The organism is Rhizorhabdus sp. (assembly GCF_018006725.1).
Classification (GTDB): Bacteria; Pseudomonadota; Alphaproteobacteria; order Sphingomonadales; family Sphingomonadaceae; genus Rhizorhabdus.
On record NZ_JAGMXV010000101.1, the window covers coordinates 1 to 16,698 of the forward strand.

18 protein-coding genes and 1 pseudogene are annotated in these 16,698 nt (G+C 64.6%); 15 read left to right on the forward strand and 4 right to left on the reverse strand.

Translation table 11 applies throughout. The features are described 5' to 3' along the window. The 6 genes and pseudogenes from KAY22_RS14615 to KAY22_RS14640 all read left to right on the forward strand — a co-directional run. Nucleotides 1-165, forward strand: a pseudogene (locus tag KAY22_RS14615) (thiolase family protein); the annotation flags it as partial. Then, nucleotides 165-1,373, forward strand: a complete 1,209-nt coding sequence (locus KAY22_RS14620; RefSeq protein ID WP_296624153.1) for an acyl-CoA dehydrogenase family protein — start codon at nucleotides 165-167, stop codon at nucleotides 1,371-1,373. The pseudogene KAY22_RS14615 and the gene KAY22_RS14620, both read left to right, overlap by 1 nt. Nucleotides 1,374-1,407: 34 nt before the next feature. Continuing rightward, nucleotides 1,408-2,379 (forward strand): thiamine pyrophosphate-dependent dehydrogenase E1 component subunit alpha, encoded by a 972-nt coding sequence (locus KAY22_RS14625; RefSeq protein WP_296624154.1) that lies wholly within the window; start codon nucleotides 1,408-1,410, stop codon nucleotides 2,377-2,379. Between the two features lie 16 nt (nucleotides 2,380-2,395). Continuing rightward, on the forward strand, nucleotides 2,396-3,409 hold the full coding sequence (locus KAY22_RS14630) for a transketolase C-terminal domain-containing protein (protein ID WP_296624155.1): 1,014 nt from the start codon (nucleotides 2,396-2,398) through the stop codon (nucleotides 3,407-3,409). 11 nt (nucleotides 3,410-3,420) lie between these two features. Next, nucleotides 3,421-4,863 (forward strand): 2-oxo acid dehydrogenase subunit E2, encoded by a 1,443-nt coding sequence (locus KAY22_RS14635; RefSeq protein ID WP_296624156.1) that lies wholly within the window; start codon nucleotides 3,421-3,423, stop codon nucleotides 4,861-4,863. 16 nt (nucleotides 4,864-4,879) lie between these two features. Next, nucleotides 4,880-5,416 carry a VOC family protein gene (locus tag KAY22_RS14640; protein ID WP_296624157.1) on the forward strand — a complete coding sequence of 179 codons (537 nt, stop codon included), beginning with the start codon at nucleotides 4,880-4,882 and terminating at the stop codon, nucleotides 5,414-5,416. A 50-nt stretch (nucleotides 5,417-5,466) separates the two neighbouring features. Here the strand turns inward: KAY22_RS14640 and KAY22_RS14645 are convergent, their stop codons facing one another. Continuing rightward, nucleotides 5,467-5,880, reverse strand: a complete 414-nt coding sequence (locus KAY22_RS14645) for a nuclear transport factor 2 family protein (RefSeq protein WP_296624158.1) — start codon at nucleotides 5,878-5,880, stop codon at nucleotides 5,467-5,469. Between the two features lie 115 nt (nucleotides 5,881-5,995). Here KAY22_RS14645 and KAY22_RS14650 point away from each other — a divergent pair, with 115 nt between their 5' ends. The 6 genes from KAY22_RS14650 (at nucleotide 5,996) to KAY22_RS14675 (ending at nucleotide 10,468) form a co-directional block, all read left to right on the forward strand. Then, nucleotides 5,996-7,003: an NADP-dependent oxidoreductase gene (locus KAY22_RS14650; protein ID WP_296624159.1), complete on the forward strand. Its 1,008-nt coding sequence runs from the start codon at nucleotides 5,996-5,998 to the stop codon at nucleotides 7,001-7,003. Between the two features lie 17 nt (nucleotides 7,004-7,020). Next, a complete protein-coding gene (locus tag KAY22_RS14655) occupies nucleotides 7,021-7,767 on the forward strand; it encodes a glucose 1-dehydrogenase (protein WP_296624160.1) in 747 nt (248 codons plus the stop codon). A gap of 12 nt (nucleotides 7,768-7,779) precedes the next feature. After that, entirely contained in the window at nucleotides 7,780-8,130 is a 351-nt protein-coding gene (locus KAY22_RS14660; protein WP_296624161.1) for a Rieske 2Fe-2S domain-containing protein, read from the forward strand. 83 nt (nucleotides 8,131-8,213) lie between these two features. Continuing rightward, nucleotides 8,214-8,642, forward strand: a complete 429-nt coding sequence (locus KAY22_RS14665) for a nuclear transport factor 2 family protein (RefSeq protein ID WP_296624162.1) — start codon at nucleotides 8,214-8,216, stop codon at nucleotides 8,640-8,642. A 6-nt stretch (nucleotides 8,643-8,648) separates the two neighbouring features. Beyond that, nucleotides 8,649-9,662: an NADP-dependent oxidoreductase gene (locus KAY22_RS14670; RefSeq protein ID WP_296624163.1), complete on the forward strand. Its 1,014-nt coding sequence runs from the start codon at nucleotides 8,649-8,651 to the stop codon at nucleotides 9,660-9,662. Continuing rightward, a complete protein-coding gene (locus KAY22_RS14675) occupies nucleotides 9,662-10,468 on the forward strand; it encodes a ThuA domain-containing protein (protein ID WP_296624164.1) in 807 nt (268 codons plus the stop codon). Before KAY22_RS14670 ends, KAY22_RS14675 begins: the two co-directional genes overlap by 1 nt. A gap of 25 nt (nucleotides 10,469-10,493) precedes the next feature. Here KAY22_RS14675 and KAY22_RS14680 read toward each other — a convergent pair whose 3' ends face one another. Together KAY22_RS14680 and KAY22_RS14685 are read right to left on the reverse strand one after the other, a co-directional pair. Further along, nucleotides 10,494-11,258, reverse strand: a complete 765-nt coding sequence (locus tag KAY22_RS14680; RefSeq protein WP_296624165.1) for a glucose 1-dehydrogenase — start codon at nucleotides 11,256-11,258, stop codon at nucleotides 10,494-10,496. 69 nt (nucleotides 11,259-11,327) lie between these two features. Further along, complete coding sequence (locus KAY22_RS14685) at nucleotides 11,328-13,583, reverse strand: TonB-dependent receptor (protein ID WP_296624166.1); 2,256 nt, start codon at nucleotides 13,581-13,583, stop codon at nucleotides 11,328-11,330. 166 nt (nucleotides 13,584-13,749) lie between these two features. Between KAY22_RS14685 and KAY22_RS14690 the strand changes: the two genes are divergently transcribed. Both KAY22_RS14690 and KAY22_RS14695 read left to right on the forward strand, forming a co-directional pair. After that, nucleotides 13,750-14,763: an NADP-dependent oxidoreductase gene (locus tag KAY22_RS14690; protein WP_296624167.1), complete on the forward strand. Its 1,014-nt coding sequence runs from the start codon at nucleotides 13,750-13,752 to the stop codon at nucleotides 14,761-14,763. Then, the gene (locus tag KAY22_RS14695; protein WP_296624168.1) at nucleotides 14,760-15,476 is read left to right on the forward strand and encodes an SDR family NAD(P)-dependent oxidoreductase; all 717 of its coding nucleotides are present in this window, start codon (nucleotides 14,760-14,762) and stop codon (nucleotides 15,474-15,476) included. Before KAY22_RS14690 ends, KAY22_RS14695 begins: the two co-directional genes overlap by 4 nt. A gap of 36 nt (nucleotides 15,477-15,512) precedes the next feature. On the opposite strand, the gene KAY22_RS14700 is transcribed toward KAY22_RS14695, so the two are convergent. After that, on the reverse strand, nucleotides 15,513-16,274 hold the full coding sequence (locus KAY22_RS14700; protein WP_296624169.1) for an SDR family oxidoreductase: 762 nt from the start codon (nucleotides 16,272-16,274) through the stop codon (nucleotides 15,513-15,515). A 140-nt stretch (nucleotides 16,275-16,414) separates the two neighbouring features. On the opposite strand from KAY22_RS14700, the gene KAY22_RS14705 reads away from it, so the two are divergent. Further along, on the forward strand, nucleotides 16,415-16,698 hold a 284-nt coding region (locus tag KAY22_RS14705; RefSeq protein WP_296624170.1), incomplete at its 3' end, for an SDR family oxidoreductase.

Consider the following 16,698-nt stretch of genomic DNA (forward strand, 5'->3'; position numbering starts at 1 on the left):
TGTGGCGAGCCGATCGGTGCGTCGGGCCTTCGGCAGGTTTACGAGAATGTTGTGCAGTTGCGCGGCGACGGGGGCGGGCGGCAGGTGCCGAACGATCCGAAGACGGCCTATAGCCATGTCTATGGGGCGCCTGGCGTTTCCGCCGTAACGATATTGGAGCGTTGATGGATATCGAACTGTCCCCCGCCGATGCGGCCTTTCGTGACGAGGTTCGGGCCTTCCTGGCCGAGAAACTCCCGAAGGCAGTGCATGAAGGCAGTGCCGCGACGCCGTCGGTCTTCGTCGAGCCGGAAATCGGCCAGGCGTGGAACGCAGTCCTGCATGAAAAGGGCTGGCTCGGCTATCAATGGCCGAAGGAATATGGCGGTACCGGCTGGACGCCGCTGCAGCGCTATCTGTTCGAAAAGGAATGCGCGCTTGCAGGTGCGCCGAACCTTACCGTCCTCGGCCTGAAGCTCGTCGCACCGGTGATCTGGACCTTCGGCCGCGAAGACCAGAAGCATTATTATCTGCCCCGAATCCTGTCGGGCGAGGATTACTGGTGCCAGGGCTTCTCCGAGCCGGGCAGCGGCTCCGACCTCGCGTCGCTCCAGTGCCGGGCGGTGCTCGACGGCGACCGTTACATCGTCAACGGATCGAAGATCTGGACGACCCACGCGCACCATGCGAACAAGATGTTCTGTCTGGTCCGCACCGATGCCACCGGTCGCAAGCAGGCCGGCATCAGCTTCCTGCTGATCGACATGAACCAGCCGGGCATTTCGGTCCGTCCGATCCTGACACTGGGCGGCGACCATGAGGTCAACCAGGTTTTCCTCGAAGATGTTTCGGTTCCGGTTTCGGATCGTGTCGGTGAGGAAGGGCAGGGCTGGGCGATCGCCAAATTCCTGTTGGAGAACGAGCGCGGCGGTTCGTGCCACGCGCCCAAGCTTTCCTACGACCTCGACCAGATCGAGACGCTTGCCAAGGATCAGCCGGACGGCCGTGGCGGAGCGCTGAGCGAGGATCGCGACTGGCGGCGCAAGCTGGCGAAGCTCCGCCTGGGCGTGCAGTCGCTGGAGATGATCGAGCTCAAGATCATCTCGGAAATCGCCAAGGGCCGCGCGCCGGGCCCGCAGACCTCGTTGACCAAATTGCTGGCATCGAACCTGCGGCAGGACATCGACCTGCTGGCGGTAGACCTGTTCGGTCCCGCTGGTCTGCAGCTCGAACTGGCGCGGCCGCTCTACGGCGACAATGCGCCCGATCCGCTGCTGTCGCGCGCGGCGCAGCTGGCATCGCCGCGCTACCTGAACAGTCGCGCATGGACTATCTTCGGCGGCACCAACGAGGTGCAGGCCAACATCATCGCCCGGTCGGTGCTCGGGCTTTGATGCGGAAACCGGAATAAGAGAGCGAGGAGCGGGAATGCAGCTGAGCAGGGAAGCCCTATTGGGCGCCTATCGCAGAATGAAGGTGATCCGCGAGTTCGAGGAGCGCCTTCACGTCGAGATTCAGACCGGCGAGATTGCCGGCTTCACCCACCTCTACTGCGGCCAGGAAGCGGTCGCGGTCGGGGTTTGCGACCATCTCTCGGTCGAGGACAAGATCGTCTCGACTCATCGCGGCCACGGTCATTGCCTTGCCAAGGGCTGTGACGTGAACGGGATGATGAAGGAAATCTGGGGCAGCCGCGACGGGCTCTGCAAGGGCAAGGGCGGGTCGATGCACATCGCCGACCTCGACCAGGGCATGCTCGGCGCGAACGGCATCGTCGGCGCCGGTGCGCCGATCGCGGTCGGCGCGGCAATCAGCCTGAAGATCGACGGCCAGGGCAAGGTGGCGATCACCTTCTCGGGTGACGGCGCCTGCAACCAGGGCACGACCTTCGAGGCGATGAACATGGCGGTCGTCACCAAGGCGCCGTGCATCTTCGTGTTCGAGAATAACCATTATTCCGAACATACCGGCTTCGAATATTCGGTCGGGACGTCGAAGGATATCGCCAGCCGCGCCGAGGCGTTCGGCATGAAGGTGTGGCGCGGCGACGGCACCGACTTCTTCTCGGTCTATGAGACGATGCGCGACGTGCTCGACTATGTCCGCGCCGGCAATGGCCCGGCGGCGGTCGAGTTCGATACCGAGCGCTTCTTCGGCCATTTCGAGGGCGATCCGCAGCGCTATCGCGGCAAGGGAGAACTGGAGCGCATACGTGAGACGCGCGACTGCCTGAAGCGCTTCCGCCAAAGCGTCACCGGTGCGAAGCTCCTCACCGATGCCGATCTCGACGCGATCGATGCCGAGGTGATGGACACGATCGAAGCGGCCGTCGAGGCCGCTCGTGCTGCCGATCGGCCCACGCCGCAGGACGTCCTCACCGACGTCTATATTTCCTACTGAGGCGGGAGCGCGAACAATGGCAAGAATGATGTACCGCGATGCCGTCGTCTCGACCATCGCCGAGGAAATGGAACGTGATCCCAGCGTCGTGATGCTGGGCGAGGATATTGTCGGCGGCATGGGCACGCCGGGCGGCCCCGAGGCGATCGGCGGCATCTGGTCGACCTCGACCGGTCTGTTCGGAAAATTCGGCGCCGACCGCGTGATCGACACGCCGATCTCCGAAAGCGCGATCATCGGTGCGGCTGCCGGCCTCGCTTTGTCGGGCAAGCGTCCGATCGCCGAGCTGATGTTCGCCGACTTCATCGGCGTCAGCCTCGACCAGATCTGGAACCAGCTGGCGAAGTTCCGCTACATGTTCGGCGGCAAGAGCCGCTGTCCGGCGGTGATCCGCATGGCCTATGGCGCGGGCTACAATGCCGCGGCCCAGCACAGCCAGTCGGTCCACCAGATCCTGACCGGCATGCCCGGCCTGAAGGTCGTGATGCCGTCGACCCCGGCCGATGTGAAGGGCCTGCTGCGCACCGCGATCCGCGACGATGATCCCGTCATCTTTCTGGAGCACAAGGCGCTCTACGGGATGAAGGGCGAGGTGCCCGACGATCCCGACTTCACAATCCCTTATGGTCATGCGCGTCTGTCGCGTGCCGGTCAGGACGTGACGATCGTGTCCTCTGGCCTGTTGCTCGGCTTCTGCGAGGCGGTGGCGGACAAGCTCGCTGCCGAGGGTATCGGCTGCGACGTGATCGATCTGCGCTGCACGAGCCCGCTCGATGAGGAAAGCATCCTCGACTCGGTCGAGGTGACCGGGCGCCTGGTGGTCGTCGACGAGGCACCGCCGCGCTGCGGTCTGGCCGGCGACATCTGTGCACTGGTCGCCAACAAGGCCTTTGCCAGCCTCAAGGCGCCGCCCGAGGCGGTCACCCCGCCGCACACGCCCATCCCGTTCGCCCGCGAACTGGAGAGCGCCTATCTGCCCTCGGCCGACAAGATCGAAGCCGCGGTGCGCAAGACGCTGTCCTGGCGCTGAGAGGGGACGACATGGCTGACATCCGTCCCTTCTGCATGCCCAAATGGGGCATCGAGATGACCGAGGGCAACATCGCCGAGTGGATGGTCAAGGAGGGCGAGGCCTTCACCAAGGGCCAGACCATCTGCCTGATCGAAACCGACAAGATCACCAACGAGGTCGAGGCCGAATATGATGCGGTCGCCCGCCGCATCCTGATCGGCGCGGGCGACGAGCCGCATCCGGTGGGCGCACTGCTCGCGGTGTTCGCCGATGCGGCTGCGACCGACGCCGAGATCGACGCTTTCATCGCGTCGTTCAAGCCGGCAGACACGCAGGTTGCCGCCAAGCGCGGCGATGCTGCTCCGGCGGCTGCGCCCGAGCCGGCTCCGGCGTCGGCCGCACCGGCGGCGGCACCGAAGAAGATCGAAACCAATCGGCCGATCAGCCCGGAAGCGCTGAAGCTGGCCGAGCAGCATGGTGTCGATCTGGCGCCGATCGAGGGTTCGGGCCGCAATGGCCGGATCACCTTCCAGGACGTCTATCAAGCCATCCAGCCCTACGCGCGTCCGGCGTTGAAGGGGCCGGCGACGGTCTATGACGAGAGCGACAAGATCTTCGCATCGCCGCTCGCGCGTCGTCTCGCCGCGTTGCACGGCATCGATCTGGCGGGGCTGACGGGGACAGGTGCTCGCGGTCGCATTTCCAAGGCGGACGTGCTCGCGAAGGTTCCGGCACCGGTTGCTTCGGCGGGGCCCGCGCCTCTCGGCTCGCCGTTCGTGCCGGTCGCCAATACGCCGCAGGTTGTGCCGTTCGACAAGGTCCGCCGGATCGTCGCCCAGCGCCTGGGCGAGGCGAAGCGCGAGATTCCGCACTTCTACCTGAAGGTCAGTGCGGCCGCCGATGCGCTGCTGGCGCTGCGGAAGACGGCCAATCTGGTGCTGGGCGTCAAGGCTTCGGTCAACGATTACATCGTGTGGGCGAGCGCCAAGGCGCTGGCGCGGCATCCCGACGTCAATGTGCAGGTCCATGGGGAGAGCGTGCATCGCTTCGCCCATGCCGACGTCGCGATCGCGGTGGCGAGCCCCAAGGGCTTGGTCACGCCGATCGTGCGCCAGGCCGACCGGATGCGGATCGACCAGATCGCGGCGGAGACGCGGCGCCTGATCGACAAGGCGCAGGCCGGGCGGCTCGGTTTCGAGGATATGGACGGCGGGACCTTCTCGGTCTCCAATCTCGGCATGATGGGGATCGAGGAATTCTCCGCGATCATCAATCCGCCGCAGGCGGCGATCCTCGCGGTCGGTGGGGTGACCCGTCAGGCGCAGGAGGAAGAGGATGGTTCGATTTCCTTCGCCAGCCGCATTGCGCTGACGTTGTCGGTCGACCATCGGGCGATCGATGGTGCCGCCGGTGCCTCCTTCCTCGCGACGCTCAAGGGGCTGATCGAGGATCCCGAGACGCTGTTCGCCTGATCCGGAGAAACGAGCCATGACCAAGATTTCCAAGATCAAGGCGCTGGGCGACGTCGTTCAGATGGCCTATCTTCCCGAGGACTTCGACGCCGCCCTGAAATATTGGACGGAGACGGTCGGGGTGGGGCCCTTCTTCCTGATGGAGAATGTTCGCCTCGGCGAGATGAAGTATCGCGGGCAGCCGACCGACTCTGTCTTCTCGATCGCCATCGGTTATTGGGGCGACATCCAGATCGAGCTGATCCGCCCGGAAAATGACGCGCCGTCGATCTACAATGGCGACTATGGCGTGACCGACCGGATGCACCACATCTGCATCTTCGTGAAATCGATCGAGGAGGCGCGCGCCGCCTGTGCCGAGGTCGGGGCCGAAATCCTGGTCGAGGGCAAGGTCGGCGAAGATGGCGCAGTGATCTATGTCGATGCGGGCGGTGGCCCCGGCACGGTCATCGAACTGCTGCAGCCGATGGGCGGGTCCGAAGGGCTGTTCGACATGATGCGCGACGCCGCGCGTGACTGGGACGGCAGCGAGCCCCTCCGCAAGCTGGGGTAAGGAAAAGAGGTCGGCTCGTGGTACGGGCCGACCTCTCCTAGCGGGCGGAATCAGGCGGCTGCGGCCGCCTTTTTCTTGGCTGCGGCCGCCGCGTTGAAGCTGGCCGGATCGAAGTAATAAGGCTTGATCTCGCAGCACTTGCCGTCGCGGAAGCGGAACAGCTCGCAGATTTCGGCGGGCGGGATCGACGGGTCAGCGAAGCGGATCGACAGGATCGTGACGGCATAGTCGCCGCCGACCGTGGTCTGGACGCGATCGAGGCCGCCCGCGTCGACCAGCCCGAAAACCCTCGTGAACAGTTCCTTCAGCCCGTTCTTGCCGCGATAGGTGCCCGCCATGGGCAGCGTGTCGGCTTCGGTCACGACGAAGTCGTCGGTCACCATGTCGGCGACGCGGTCCCAGTCGCCTTCGCCGCAGGCGGCGTAAAGGTCGTCGACATAGGCTTCGATTTCTTGCGGGGTCATGCTCACGGTCATCCTCCTGACGATTATTTCGGGACATTGTCCCGCAGCGGCGCGGTGACGGAACCTAGCGTAATGGCTAGCCAGAAGTCGCCGCAGCGGGCGCTAAAGCGATGTCATGGAGAAGATCAGGCAAATCACGCTCGCCCGCCGTCCCGTGGGCGCACCCGTTCCGGCAGACTTCCAGCTCAAGGAAGCGCCCATGCCCACGCCGGGCCCCGGCGAAATCCTTGTCAGGATGCGCGTCGGCTCTGTCGACCCGGCGATCCGCGGCTTCCTCGACGACCGGAAGAGCTACATGCCGCCGGTCGCGATCGGTGCCCCTATCAACGGCATGTCGCTGGGCGAGGTCGTCCAGTCCAACAACCCCGATTATCCGGTCGGCTCGATCGTGCGCGCCTTCGCGACCTGGTGCGATCATTATGTGATCGGCGCAGATGCGCTGGGGCTTGAAATCGTCCGCCCGGCCGAGGGCGTGGACCTCCACCATTATATGGGCGCGCTGGGGCCGGTCGGGCTGACCGCCTGGGTCGGCCTGTTCGCGGTCGGCGAAGCAAAGCCCGGCGAGACCGTCGTCGTCAGCGCGGCGGCCGGCGCGACCGGTTCGACCGTCGTCCAGATCGCCAAGGCGCGCGGCTGCAAGGTCGTGGCGCTGGTCGGCAGCCCGGACAAGGCACAGGTCGTGCGCGACCTGGGTGCCGATGCCGCGATCGACTATCGCGCCACCCCCGATATCGCGGCCGAGATCGCCAAGGCGGCCCCCGAAGGCGTCGACGTCTATTTCGATAATGTGGGCGGAGAGACGCTGGAAGCGATCCTGCCGCTGATGCGCCTCCATGGCCGCATCGCGGTATGCGGAATGATCTCGCAATATAATGACGCCGACAATCCGCCGGGCGTGAAAACTCTGTGGCAGCTGGTCGTCAACCGGCTGAAGATGCAGGGCTTCATCACCTATGACTATGCCGATCGGCTGGATCAGGCGCAGAGCGAACTCGATCAGTGGGTGCTGGAGGGTAAGCTCAAGCCGCTCGCCAATGTCCGCGACGGTTTCGAAAAGCTGCCCGAGGCCTTCATCGATCTGATGGAAGGGCGGACGGTCGGCAAGACGATCGTCCGGATCTGACGGGGGGAGGATCATCCATGGCAGGACGGCTTCAGGGAAAGCGTGCGCTCGTGACCGGCGGTGCCTCCGGGCTCGGCGAGGCGATCGTCCGCAGCTATGTCCGTGAGGGGGCCGACGTCATTATCGCCGATATCGACGCGGCGGCGGGCACTGCGCTGGCGAACGAACTCGGTGGCGGCAATCGCTTCACATCGCTGGACGTGTCGTCCCAGGCGAGCTGGGAGGCGATGCTGGCGGGCATCGATAGGGTCGACATCCTCGTCAACAATGCCGGCATCACGACGCTCGGCAGCATCGAGGAGGTGACGCTCGAGCAGTTCGTCCACGAGTTCAACATCGACGTGGTCGGCGTCTTCCTGGGTACCAAGCTGGTGATTCCGAAGATGCTTCCCGGCGGCGGATCGATCATCAATATGAGCTCGATGGCCGGCGTTCGCGCGCAGGCCAATCTGGCGGCCTATAATGCGGCCAAGGCGGCGGTGACGCACCTGACCAAGTCCTGCGCCGCGCTGTTCTGCGAGAAGGGCTATGGCATTCGCTGCAACTCGGTCCATCCGGGCGCGATCCACACGCCGATCATCGACAAGGTTCTGGCACAGTCGGACGACCCCGATGCCCTGTATAGGTCGTTTGTGAAGTCTCACCCGATCGGACGTCTCGGCAAGCCCGAGGAGATTGCGGCAATCTGCGTCTATCTGGGCAGTGACGAATCTGCCTTTGCCACCGGTGCGGAGTTCCGTATCGACGGCGGCAGCACGATCTGAACGGGACCGAGAATGAGCGACAGCTGGCATTTCCTGACTGAAGAAGCGTCTTTCCCCGATGAGGGCAAGCTGGCGGCCAAGCTGGCCGGGTGGCATGTCCTGGTGGCGAAAACCGACGACGGGTTTCGCGCGGTCAACGACCGCTGCACGCACCAGGCGGCGCTGCTGTCCGGTGGCAAGATTCGGCGGGGCGCAGTGATGTGTCCGCTCCACGGCGCCCGCTTCGAGCTGGCGACGGGCCGGTGCATGGGCGGCGCATACAAGGATTTGCGCACCTTCGACGTTCGGGTCGAAGGCGGCCGGATCGAGGTCCTGGTTCCCGACGAGGAACCGTCGATGGAAGAGCGCCCGATCGCCGTTTGACTGGGGCCCTCGCACAAGCGACAGGTTTTCGGCAGGGCAATGCGCCTTAGGGTCTCCGGCAACGACATGCTGGGAGAAGATCGATGCCCTTTACAGGCCCTGCCGAAGACCGTCTGGCCATTCGCGAACTGCTTGAAACCTATGCCGACGCGGTGACCCGCCTTGATGCCGTCGCCTGGGGCTCGACCTGGGCCGAGGATGGCGAATGGTCGCTGCCGGACTATCCCGAACTCGGCACCACCAAGGGGCGCCAGGCGATCGTCGCGATGTGGACCGAGGCGATGAAATCCTACCCGGGCATCATGTTCGAGGCCTGGCCGGGCTCGATCGAAGTCGATGGCGATCGCGCCGTCGTCCGCAGCTACACGGCAGAGGTCTATGACCAGGGTGAAGTCACCCTGCGCGATCGTGGCGTCTATGAGGATGTCTGCGTCAAGGTCGATGGGCGCTGGCTGTTCAAGAGCCGGTCCTTCCGCAACATCCACCGCCAGCACGGCCCCAAGGGCGTCTGAGGCGGCATGGGGACTTCCAATCGCTTCTGGCGGCTCGACGCGCATCCGGTCGGCACCGACTTCGCCTCGGCGCTGAGCCTCCAGCAGGAGGAGATGGCGCCGCTTGGCGAAGGGCAGGTACGCGTCCGGGCGCAGTGGCTGTCGCTCGACGCCGGCACGCGCATGTGGATGAACGGCCGCACCGACGGCTATCAGCCTCCGCTGCCGCTCGGCGCACGCATGGTCGGGCTCGTACTGGGCCGCGTCGCGGAGAGCCGGGACCCCGCCTTTCCGGTCGGCGCGCTGGTGCGCGGCTTCGGTACCTGGGCGGACTATTCCGACATGGCGCCTGCGCTGTCGGGTCTCGAGATTGTCGACGATAGCATTCCCGACGTCCGCGAGCATTTCGGCGCATTGGGGATGAACGCCTGGACTGCGCTGGTCGGTGTACAGGAAGTCGCCAAGGTGCAGCCGGGCGAGGTTCTGGTCGTCTCGGCGGCGGCCGGCGCGACCGGTAGCCTGGCCTGCCAGGTCGGCCGGAACCTTGGCGCGCGCGTGGTCGGGATCGTCGGGGGGGCGGAAAAGTGCCGCTATCTGACCGAGCAACTCGGCGTCGAGCGAGCGATCGACTATCGCTCCGAGGATGTCGCGGCGGCGCTGGCTGAGGTCGAAGGCGGCATCAACGCCTATTTCGACAATGTGGGCGGTCCGATCCTCGATGCCGTCCTGCCGAACATGGCTCATTATGGACGGGTCGCGATCTGCGGGCTGGTCTCCGCCTATGATAATGACCGCGCTTCACCCGGACCGGCGCAGTTCGAGCAGGTGCTGATGCGTCGGCTGCGGATCGAAGGCTTCTTCATCCCCGACTTCCTGCACCGTGGCGCGGAGTTCCTGCCGCAACTGCGCGCCTGGCACGATGCTGGCAAGCTCACGGTCCGTTTCGACGAAGGCCAGGGGCTGGATAATGTCCTGAGCGCCTATGCTCATATGCTGAGCGGCGGCAATATCGGCAAGGTTCTGGTCAAGCTGTACGACTGATGCCGATCATCCACCATCATGAGCCGATCAACTGCCTCGTCGCGGTACGCGGCCATCCGTTCGACCGGACGGCATTCGACGCGATCTTCCAGTCGCTCGAGGGCATATCGGCGACGATGGTCGACCAGCCGGCTGCAGCGCGGCTGATGAGCCCGGATGGCATGCGCGGTTTCGACGTGCTGGTGCTGTACGACATGCCGGGGCTCGACTTCGAAGCAGGCGAGGGGGCTCCGGCCTATCTCGACCCCGAACCGGGGGTGAAAGAGGGCTTCCGAGCACTGCTCGAGCAAGGAACGGGAGTCGTCGCGTTGCACCACGCCCTGGCGGGCTGGCCGCTCTGGGCGGACTATCATGACTGGCTGGGCGGCCAGTTCCTCTATCATCCGGGCAAAGTGCGCGGGCGCGAGATGCCCGACAGCGGCTATCGGCACGAAGTCACCCACAGTCTGTCCGTCGTAGATCCGGTGCATCCGGTGACGGCGGGCCTGCCGGCCAGCTTCACCTTCACCGACGAACTCTATCTGGCTTCGGTGTTCGAGGAGGACGTGACCCCTCTGCTGCGCTCCGACGCGCGGTTCGATGATGGGGCCTACTGGTCGGCCGACCTTGCGGTGCGTGGCCATATGCACAGCGCGGACGGCTGGTCGCATCCGCAGGGATCGAATCTCGTCGGATGGGCCAGGGAGGTGCTGGCAAGCCGGCTCGTCTATCTGCAGCCGGGCGACGGGCCCTCGGTCTATGACGATCCGCATTACCGACAGCTGGTCGGCAACGCGATAAGGTGGACGGCGGCGCGCCCGGACTGAGCGCGCCGCACAACCCGCTATAGTCTCAGAGCGCGGTCATGCCGCCATCGACGACGAACTCGGCGCCCGTGACATATTTGGCTTCGTCGGACGCCAGGAACAGGTTCACATTGGCGATGTCGCTCGGATCGCCGAGGCGGCCCATCGGGATGCCGCCCTCGACCGCATCATAATTGTCGGCGTTATCGGTCTGCGCCACGCCCATCATGTTGGTCGCGATCATGCCCGGATGGACCGAATTGACGCGGATGTTCTCGCGCGCGCATTCGACGGCAACCGTCTTCGAGAAGAGGCGCACGCCGCCCTTTGCTGCCGCATAGGCCGAGCAGGCGGGAACGCCGACGAGACCTGCGACCGACGAGATGTTGATGATCGACCCGGTCGACTTCGACTTGCGCATCAGTGAGACGGCGCGATGGGTGCCGTGATAGACGCTGTCGAGACAGACCGCGTTCTGGAGCTTCCAGTCGGCGAAGCTGAGGTCGCTGATCATGCGGAGGACGGCGATGCCTGCGTTGTTGACCAGGATGTTGAGGCGACCCTGATCGGCTTCGATCCGGGCGAAGACCTTGTCCCAATCCTCTTCGCTGGTGACGTCTTGCGCCATGGCGGCCGCCTGTCCGCCCGTCTGACGGATCGATTCGGCCACGGCCTCTGCGCCGGCGCCGTCGCGGTCTGTGACGTACACGAACGCGCCTTCTTCGGCGAACCGCTGCGCGGTCGCGCTGCCGAGACCCGGAACCGATGCGCCACCGGTGACCAATGCGATCTTGCCTTCAAGTCTTCCCACGAGATCCTCCTAAAAATCGGGCGCGGCCATTTCTGACCGCGCCCAGTGTTCTACCAAGGAGAGTAGAACTCAGAACTTCACGCCGAGGGTCGCGCCATAATTGGCGGGCTCGATGGCGGAAGCAAAGGTGAACAGGCCCGCGACGGTGAACGCGGCGTTGGTCCGCTTCTGGTCGAGGATGTTGCGGCCAAACACCGTCAGATAGGCGTCCTTGCCAGCCAGCGAGAAGTTTGCCGTCAACGCCGCGTCGAGCAGGTTCTGGGTCTTCACCCGGACACGCGGATCGTTACCGGTCACAATCACCGGCCCCGTGGTCAGATTGCCCGTGGTGCCGCCCAACGAGATCTGCTGATCATAAGGGCTGATGTGGCGCAGGCCGACATTGCCGACGACCTTACCGAAGCTGGTCGGCACGGTATATTCGGCGCCCAACGATCCCGAGAACTTCGGCGCGTAGATCAGGTTGTTGCCCGAATAATCGAACGGGATCGGCAGGCCGGTGACCGGCGAGACATTGCCGACGACGAAGTTCTTGAACTTCGAGTCGAGGATGCCGACGGTCGCCGTCAGACGCAGCCCATCGGTCGGACGCGCGGTCAGGTCGGCTTCGATACCCTTGATCGTCGCGGAGCCGACGTTCGAGGTGATCGTCTGGTTGCCGGTTGGACCGCCGGGGATCGTCGTGTTCTGCTGCAGGTCCTTGTACTTCGACACGAAGCCGGCGGCGTTGAAGGTCAGCTTGCGATCGAACAGGTCGAACTTGCCGCCGATCTCGTAGCTGTCGACCGTCTCGGGCTGATAGGGCGTGCCGGCCGTGGCAGCCGTCGCAGCGCGCGGGCTGAAGCCGCCCGAGCGATAGCCACGCGACCAGCTGGCGTAGAGCATCGTGTCGCGGTTCGGACGGAAGTCGACGCCGACCTTCGGGGTGAACTTCTTGAAGGTGCCGTCGCCGGTGCCGATTACGCCGGTCTGCGCAAAGCTATTGGTCAGTTCCTTCTGGTCGCGGGTCCAGCGACCGCCGAACGACAGGCGCCACTGATCCGCAAAAGCCCAGTTGAAATCGCCGAAGGCCGCATAGGATTCGGTCTTGCCTATCACGTTCTGCGGATTGGCGTCGAACACGTCCGGGCTGATCGTGTCGTTGAAGGCTCCGACGCGCGAGAACTGCGTCAGGTTATAACGCGAGTTGAAATAGAAACCGCCGACGACATAGTCGAAATTCTCGCCGAGATCACCTGCGAAGCGGAGCTCCTGGCTCCACTGGCGGTAATTCTGCCGACGGAGGACATAATAGAAATCGGCTGAGGTGCCGTCGAAGTCCTGCGTCTGGAATTCCTTGCCCTTGCGCCAGCCGGTGATCGAGGTGATCTTCACCGCACCAGCATCATAGTTCATCTCGAGCGTGGCGGCAGGCGCCTTGTAGGTGCTGGTGGCAGGGCTTACGAAGACCGTGTAGAGGTCGCTCGTCGTGTTGCGGTTGCACTGGCTGGCCGGCGCGAAGGCGCAGATGAGGTCGGTGCTGTTCGAGATGCTGCTGTTGACCGGCTGGAACTGCTGGTCGAGCTTCTCGACGGTCAGCAGCGCATCGAAGTTGCTGTCGACCGGCTTGAGCAGCAGGGCCGCGCCGAAATTGTCATTGTTCGATCCGCCGGCGCGCTTGCCCGAAATGGCATTGCGATAATAACCGTCGCTCTCATTATGGAAATACCAGGTCTTCAGGCCGATGCTCTCGCCATTGCCGACGTTGAGCACGCCGCGGGCCTGCCAGGTGTTCCACTTGGAGTAGGAGATTTCGGCCTTGCCGCCGAACTCCATGGTCGGACGGGTGCGGCGGATATTGATGACGCCGCCGATCGTGTTGCGACCGAACAGCGTGCCCTGCGGGCCACGCAGCACTTCGATCTGGCCGATGTCGAAGGTGTCGAGCAGCTGACCGGTGTTGGTGCCGACGAACACGCCGTCGATCACGACGCCGACGGTCGGCTCCTGCGACTTTTCGATGTCGGCATAGGTCAGACCGCGGATCGAGAGGTTGGCAGCCTGCGCGCCCGAGTTCTGCTGGGTGATCAGCAGGTTCGGTGCGGCGCCCTGAAGATCGCCGATGTTCATCGACGCCTTGCTCTCAAGCATTGCGGCATTGACCGCCGTGATCGCGACCGGAGTCTCCTGCAGGGACTCATTACGGCGGCGGGCTTCGACGATGATTTCCTCGACGCCGACAACCTCATTCTCGGCAGCAGGCGCAGCCTGACCGGCAAAGGCAGGCGCGTTGAAACCCGCAGCGGCGGTGGTCGCCAGCAGCGCAATAGTGAAATAACGATTCATGGGAACACCCATGGTGCATCTCCTCCCAGTAAAAACAGCCCGTTTGACTGATCTTGTTCTTGTGGCGTCTATGCACCGAACGGCATGAAGCGCTTAACTGCCAAATGTCACAGGTGCGTCAATCCGCGGTGCGGGGGACGAAGAGCGCAACAATGGAGAGGTAAGAATGACAGGAAACCGCCGTTTTCTCTTGGTCCGTCGTCCGCAGGGCACCCCCGTTCCCGAGGACTTCTCGCTGGTCGAAGAGAGCATCCCTGAGCCCGAGCAGGGTGGCCTGATCGTACGCAACCATTATGCTTCGCTCGATCCGGCGCAGCGCGGATGGATGGACGACGCCCCCAGCTACATGCCGCCTATTCCGCTCGGCGCGCCGGTTCGTGCCTCGACGGTCGGTGTCGTTCACGCGTCGGCCAATCCCGATTTCCAGCCCGGCGACTGGGTGCTGGGGCTCAACGCTCTCGAGGATTACAGCGTCGTCCAGCCGGGCGGCTTCACCAGCAAGATCGATGTTTCGATCGTCGACAGCCCGTCCAAATATCTGTCGGCGATGGGCGCGGTCGGCCTGACCGCCTATTTCGGTCTGATCGAGGCTGGACAGCCCAAGGCGGGCGAGACGTTGCTCGTGTCCGGCGCGGCGGGGGCTGTCGGCTCCGCGGTCGGGCAGATCGGCAAGATCCTCGGCTGCCGGGTGATCGGCATCGCCGGGGGCCCTGACAAGTGCCGGCGCCTGCTGGAGGACTATGGTTTCGACGTCGCGATCGACTATCGCGGCAAGGATGTAGCGACCCTCGCGGCAGAAATCCGCAGCCATGCGCCCAATGGCGCAGACGTGATCTTCGAGAATGTCGGTGGCGACGTGATGGACGCCGAACTGATGAACCTCGCCATGGGCGCGCGGATCGTGCTGTGCGGTCTTATCAGCGAGTATAATGCCGAGCAGAAGATCGGCATCCGCAATCTGTGGCAGGTGCTGGTTCAGCGCGCCGTGATCAAGGGCTTCCTGATCGCCGATTATGTGCCGCGCTTCGGCGAGGGCGGTGCCCAGATGGCGACCTGGATGGCCGAAGGGCGCCTGCGCATCGACGAGGATGTCCAGGACGGGTTGGAAAACGCCTATCCGGCCTTCATGCGGCTGTTCACCGGCGCCAACACCGGCAAGCTCGTGCTGAAGATCGCATGAGTGCGGGCAGGCTCGCGGGGTTTCGCGCGATCGTTACCGGCGCAGGCTCGGGGATCGGGGCGGCGACAGCCCGCCGCCTGGCTGCCGATGGCGCACAGCTCTTCACCGTCGATCTGGCCGGCGACGTCGACATGACTGTCGATGTGACGGCCGAGGGGGCCAATGCGGCGATTATTGCGGCAGCAACCGACGCGCTCGGCGGGATCGATGCGCTGGTGCCTTGTGCGGGCGTATCAGCCTTCCTGCCGCTCGAGGGCCATGACGACGCGGCGTTCGACCGGACGATCGCTGTGAACGTCACCGCCGTGTTCCGCCTCGTTCGCGATGCCCTGCCGCAGTTGAAGGCGAGCGGGCGGGGGCGGATCGTCATGATCGGTTCGGTGGCGTCGGCCTTCGGCGATGCGGGATTGGTGGCCTATGCCGCTTCCAAACATGCCGTCTTGGGCATGGCGCGCGCGATGTCGGGTGAACTGGGTGGAGCTGGCATCACCGTCAACTGCGTGATGCCGGGGGCGATCGAGACCCCGATGACCGCGCCGGCCTTTACCGACATGCCCGAATATCGGACGCATTGGGAAGCGAAGGCTGCGCTCGGCCGGCTCGGTCAGCCGGAGGATATTGCCGACGTCATCGCCTTCCTCTGCAGTGAGGATGCACGCTTCGTGACGGGGCAGGGGATATTGGTGGATGGCGGCGCCATGACGCGCATGTGACGCGTCGGCGCCGCCTTCCGGTTCAGCGGGACGCGATCAGAACTGGACGCGCTTGGTGAAGCCGCCGTCGACCACGACATTGGTGCCGGTGGTGTAGGAAGAGGCCGGGCTCGCGAGGAAGACGACCGTCTTGGCGACTTCCTCCGGACCGCCCCAGCGGCCAAGCGCGAACTGCTTCTCGGTCGCGTCGTGCAGTTCGGGTGCTGCGCCCTGCAGGAATTCCCAATTGCCGCCCTTGAACTTGATCGGGCCCGGCGACACCGTGTTGACGCGGATGCCCTTGGGCCCCAGCGCCTGGCTCAGCTGGCCGGCATAGACGATCAGCGCGCCCTTGATGGCGTTATAGCCCTGCGGAACGATGAAGGTCTCGAGACCGGCGGTCGAGGCCAGGATCACGATCGAACCTTCGCCGGACTTGGCGAGATGCGCTTCGAGCACTTCGGCGCCGATCACCGAACCCATGATGTCGTAATTGAGCGACTTTTCCCAATCGCCCGTGGCGCCGGCGCCCGAGGTCGAGATCATCGGCACGAAGATGTCGCAGCCGCCGAGCTTCTCGGCCGCAGACGACAGCCAGGCGCGATAGGCGTCGTGGCCGGATTCCATGTCGAACGCTTCGCCGACGATCTTGCCGCCATGCTTCGACAGCGATTCGACGGTCTCGGCGACCTGCTCGGCGTTGCGCGAGCAGAAGGCGACGTCAGCGCCCTCGGCTGCGAACAGTTCGACAGTGGCGCGTCCGATGCCGCGGCTGCCGCCGGTGAGAATGACTTTCTTGCCCTTCAGCCCAAGATCCATGGCTCTAATCTCCTTCGTTATGGCTGTGTATGGTCTTCCATGCGGGGGCGATGGCGCGCGCGACCACTCCCTTTTTGAACAGGCCGGACCGCTGCAGCGGCATGATACCCCCGCGTGAAACCGAACACAGGAGAGATGCCATGGGACGACTGGCGGGTAAACGCGCCCTGATCCTGGGGGCCAGCAGCCCCGACAATATGGGCCAGCATATGGCCCGCCGCTTCATCGCCGAAGGTGCGACAGTGTTCGTCGCCGGTCGCAAGGCCGACGTGCTCGAGGCGTTTGCGACCGAGACAGGCTGTGGCTGGGCAGCGTGCGATCTGACCGATCCGAAGAGCGTCGACGCGCTGGCCGATCAGGCGGCGGCCGCGATGGGCGGCATCGACATCGCGATCAACTCGACCGGATGGGGGCTGCTCAAGCC

What these genes read in the sequence shown, in the direction of transcription:
- KAY22_RS14645 (WP_296624158.1), bottom strand. Translation starts at nt 5,880, where the DNA reads ATGACCCCGCAAGAAATCGAAGCCTATGTCGACGACCTTTACGCCGCC.
- KAY22_RS14675 (WP_296624164.1), top strand. Translation starts at nt 9,662, where the DNA reads ATGCCGATCATCCACCATCATGAGCCGATCAACTGCCTCGTCGCGGTA.
- KAY22_RS14685 (WP_296624166.1), bottom strand. Translation starts at nt 13,583, where the DNA reads ATGAATCGTTATTTCACTATTGCGCTGCTGGCGACCACCGCCGCTGCG.
- KAY22_RS14660 (WP_296624161.1), top strand. Translation starts at nt 7,780, where the DNA reads ATGAGCGACAGCTGGCATTTCCTGACTGAAGAAGCGTCTTTCCCCGAT.
- KAY22_RS14640 (WP_296624157.1), top strand. Translation starts at nt 4,880, where the DNA reads ATGACCAAGATTTCCAAGATCAAGGCGCTGGGCGACGTCGTTCAGATG.
- KAY22_RS14635 (WP_296624156.1), top strand. Translation starts at nt 3,421, where the DNA reads ATGGCTGACATCCGTCCCTTCTGCATGCCCAAATGGGGCATCGAGATG.
- KAY22_RS14670 (WP_296624163.1), top strand. Translation starts at nt 8,649, where the DNA reads ATGGGGACTTCCAATCGCTTCTGGCGGCTCGACGCGCATCCGGTCGGC.
- KAY22_RS14665 (WP_296624162.1), top strand. Translation starts at nt 8,214, where the DNA reads ATGCCCTTTACAGGCCCTGCCGAAGACCGTCTGGCCATTCGCGAACTG.
- KAY22_RS14625 (WP_296624154.1), top strand. Translation starts at nt 1,408, where the DNA reads ATGCAGCTGAGCAGGGAAGCCCTATTGGGCGCCTATCGCAGAATGAAG.
- KAY22_RS14655 (WP_296624160.1), top strand. Translation starts at nt 7,021, where the DNA reads ATGGCAGGACGGCTTCAGGGAAAGCGTGCGCTCGTGACCGGCGGTGCC.
- KAY22_RS14690 (WP_296624167.1), top strand. Translation starts at nt 13,750, where the DNA reads ATGACAGGAAACCGCCGTTTTCTCTTGGTCCGTCGTCCGCAGGGCACC.
- KAY22_RS14650 (WP_296624159.1), top strand. Translation starts at nt 5,996, where the DNA reads ATGGAGAAGATCAGGCAAATCACGCTCGCCCGCCGTCCCGTGGGCGCA.
- KAY22_RS14620 (WP_296624153.1), top strand. Translation starts at nt 165, where the DNA reads ATGGATATCGAACTGTCCCCCGCCGATGCGGCCTTTCGTGACGAGGTT.
- KAY22_RS14695 (WP_296624168.1), top strand. Translation starts at nt 14,760, where the DNA reads ATGAGTGCGGGCAGGCTCGCGGGGTTTCGCGCGATCGTTACCGGCGCA.
- KAY22_RS14630 (WP_296624155.1), top strand. Translation starts at nt 2,396, where the DNA reads ATGGCAAGAATGATGTACCGCGATGCCGTCGTCTCGACCATCGCCGAG.
- KAY22_RS14700 (WP_296624169.1), bottom strand. Translation starts at nt 16,274, where the DNA reads ATGGATCTTGGGCTGAAGGGCAAGAAAGTCATTCTCACCGGCGGCAGC.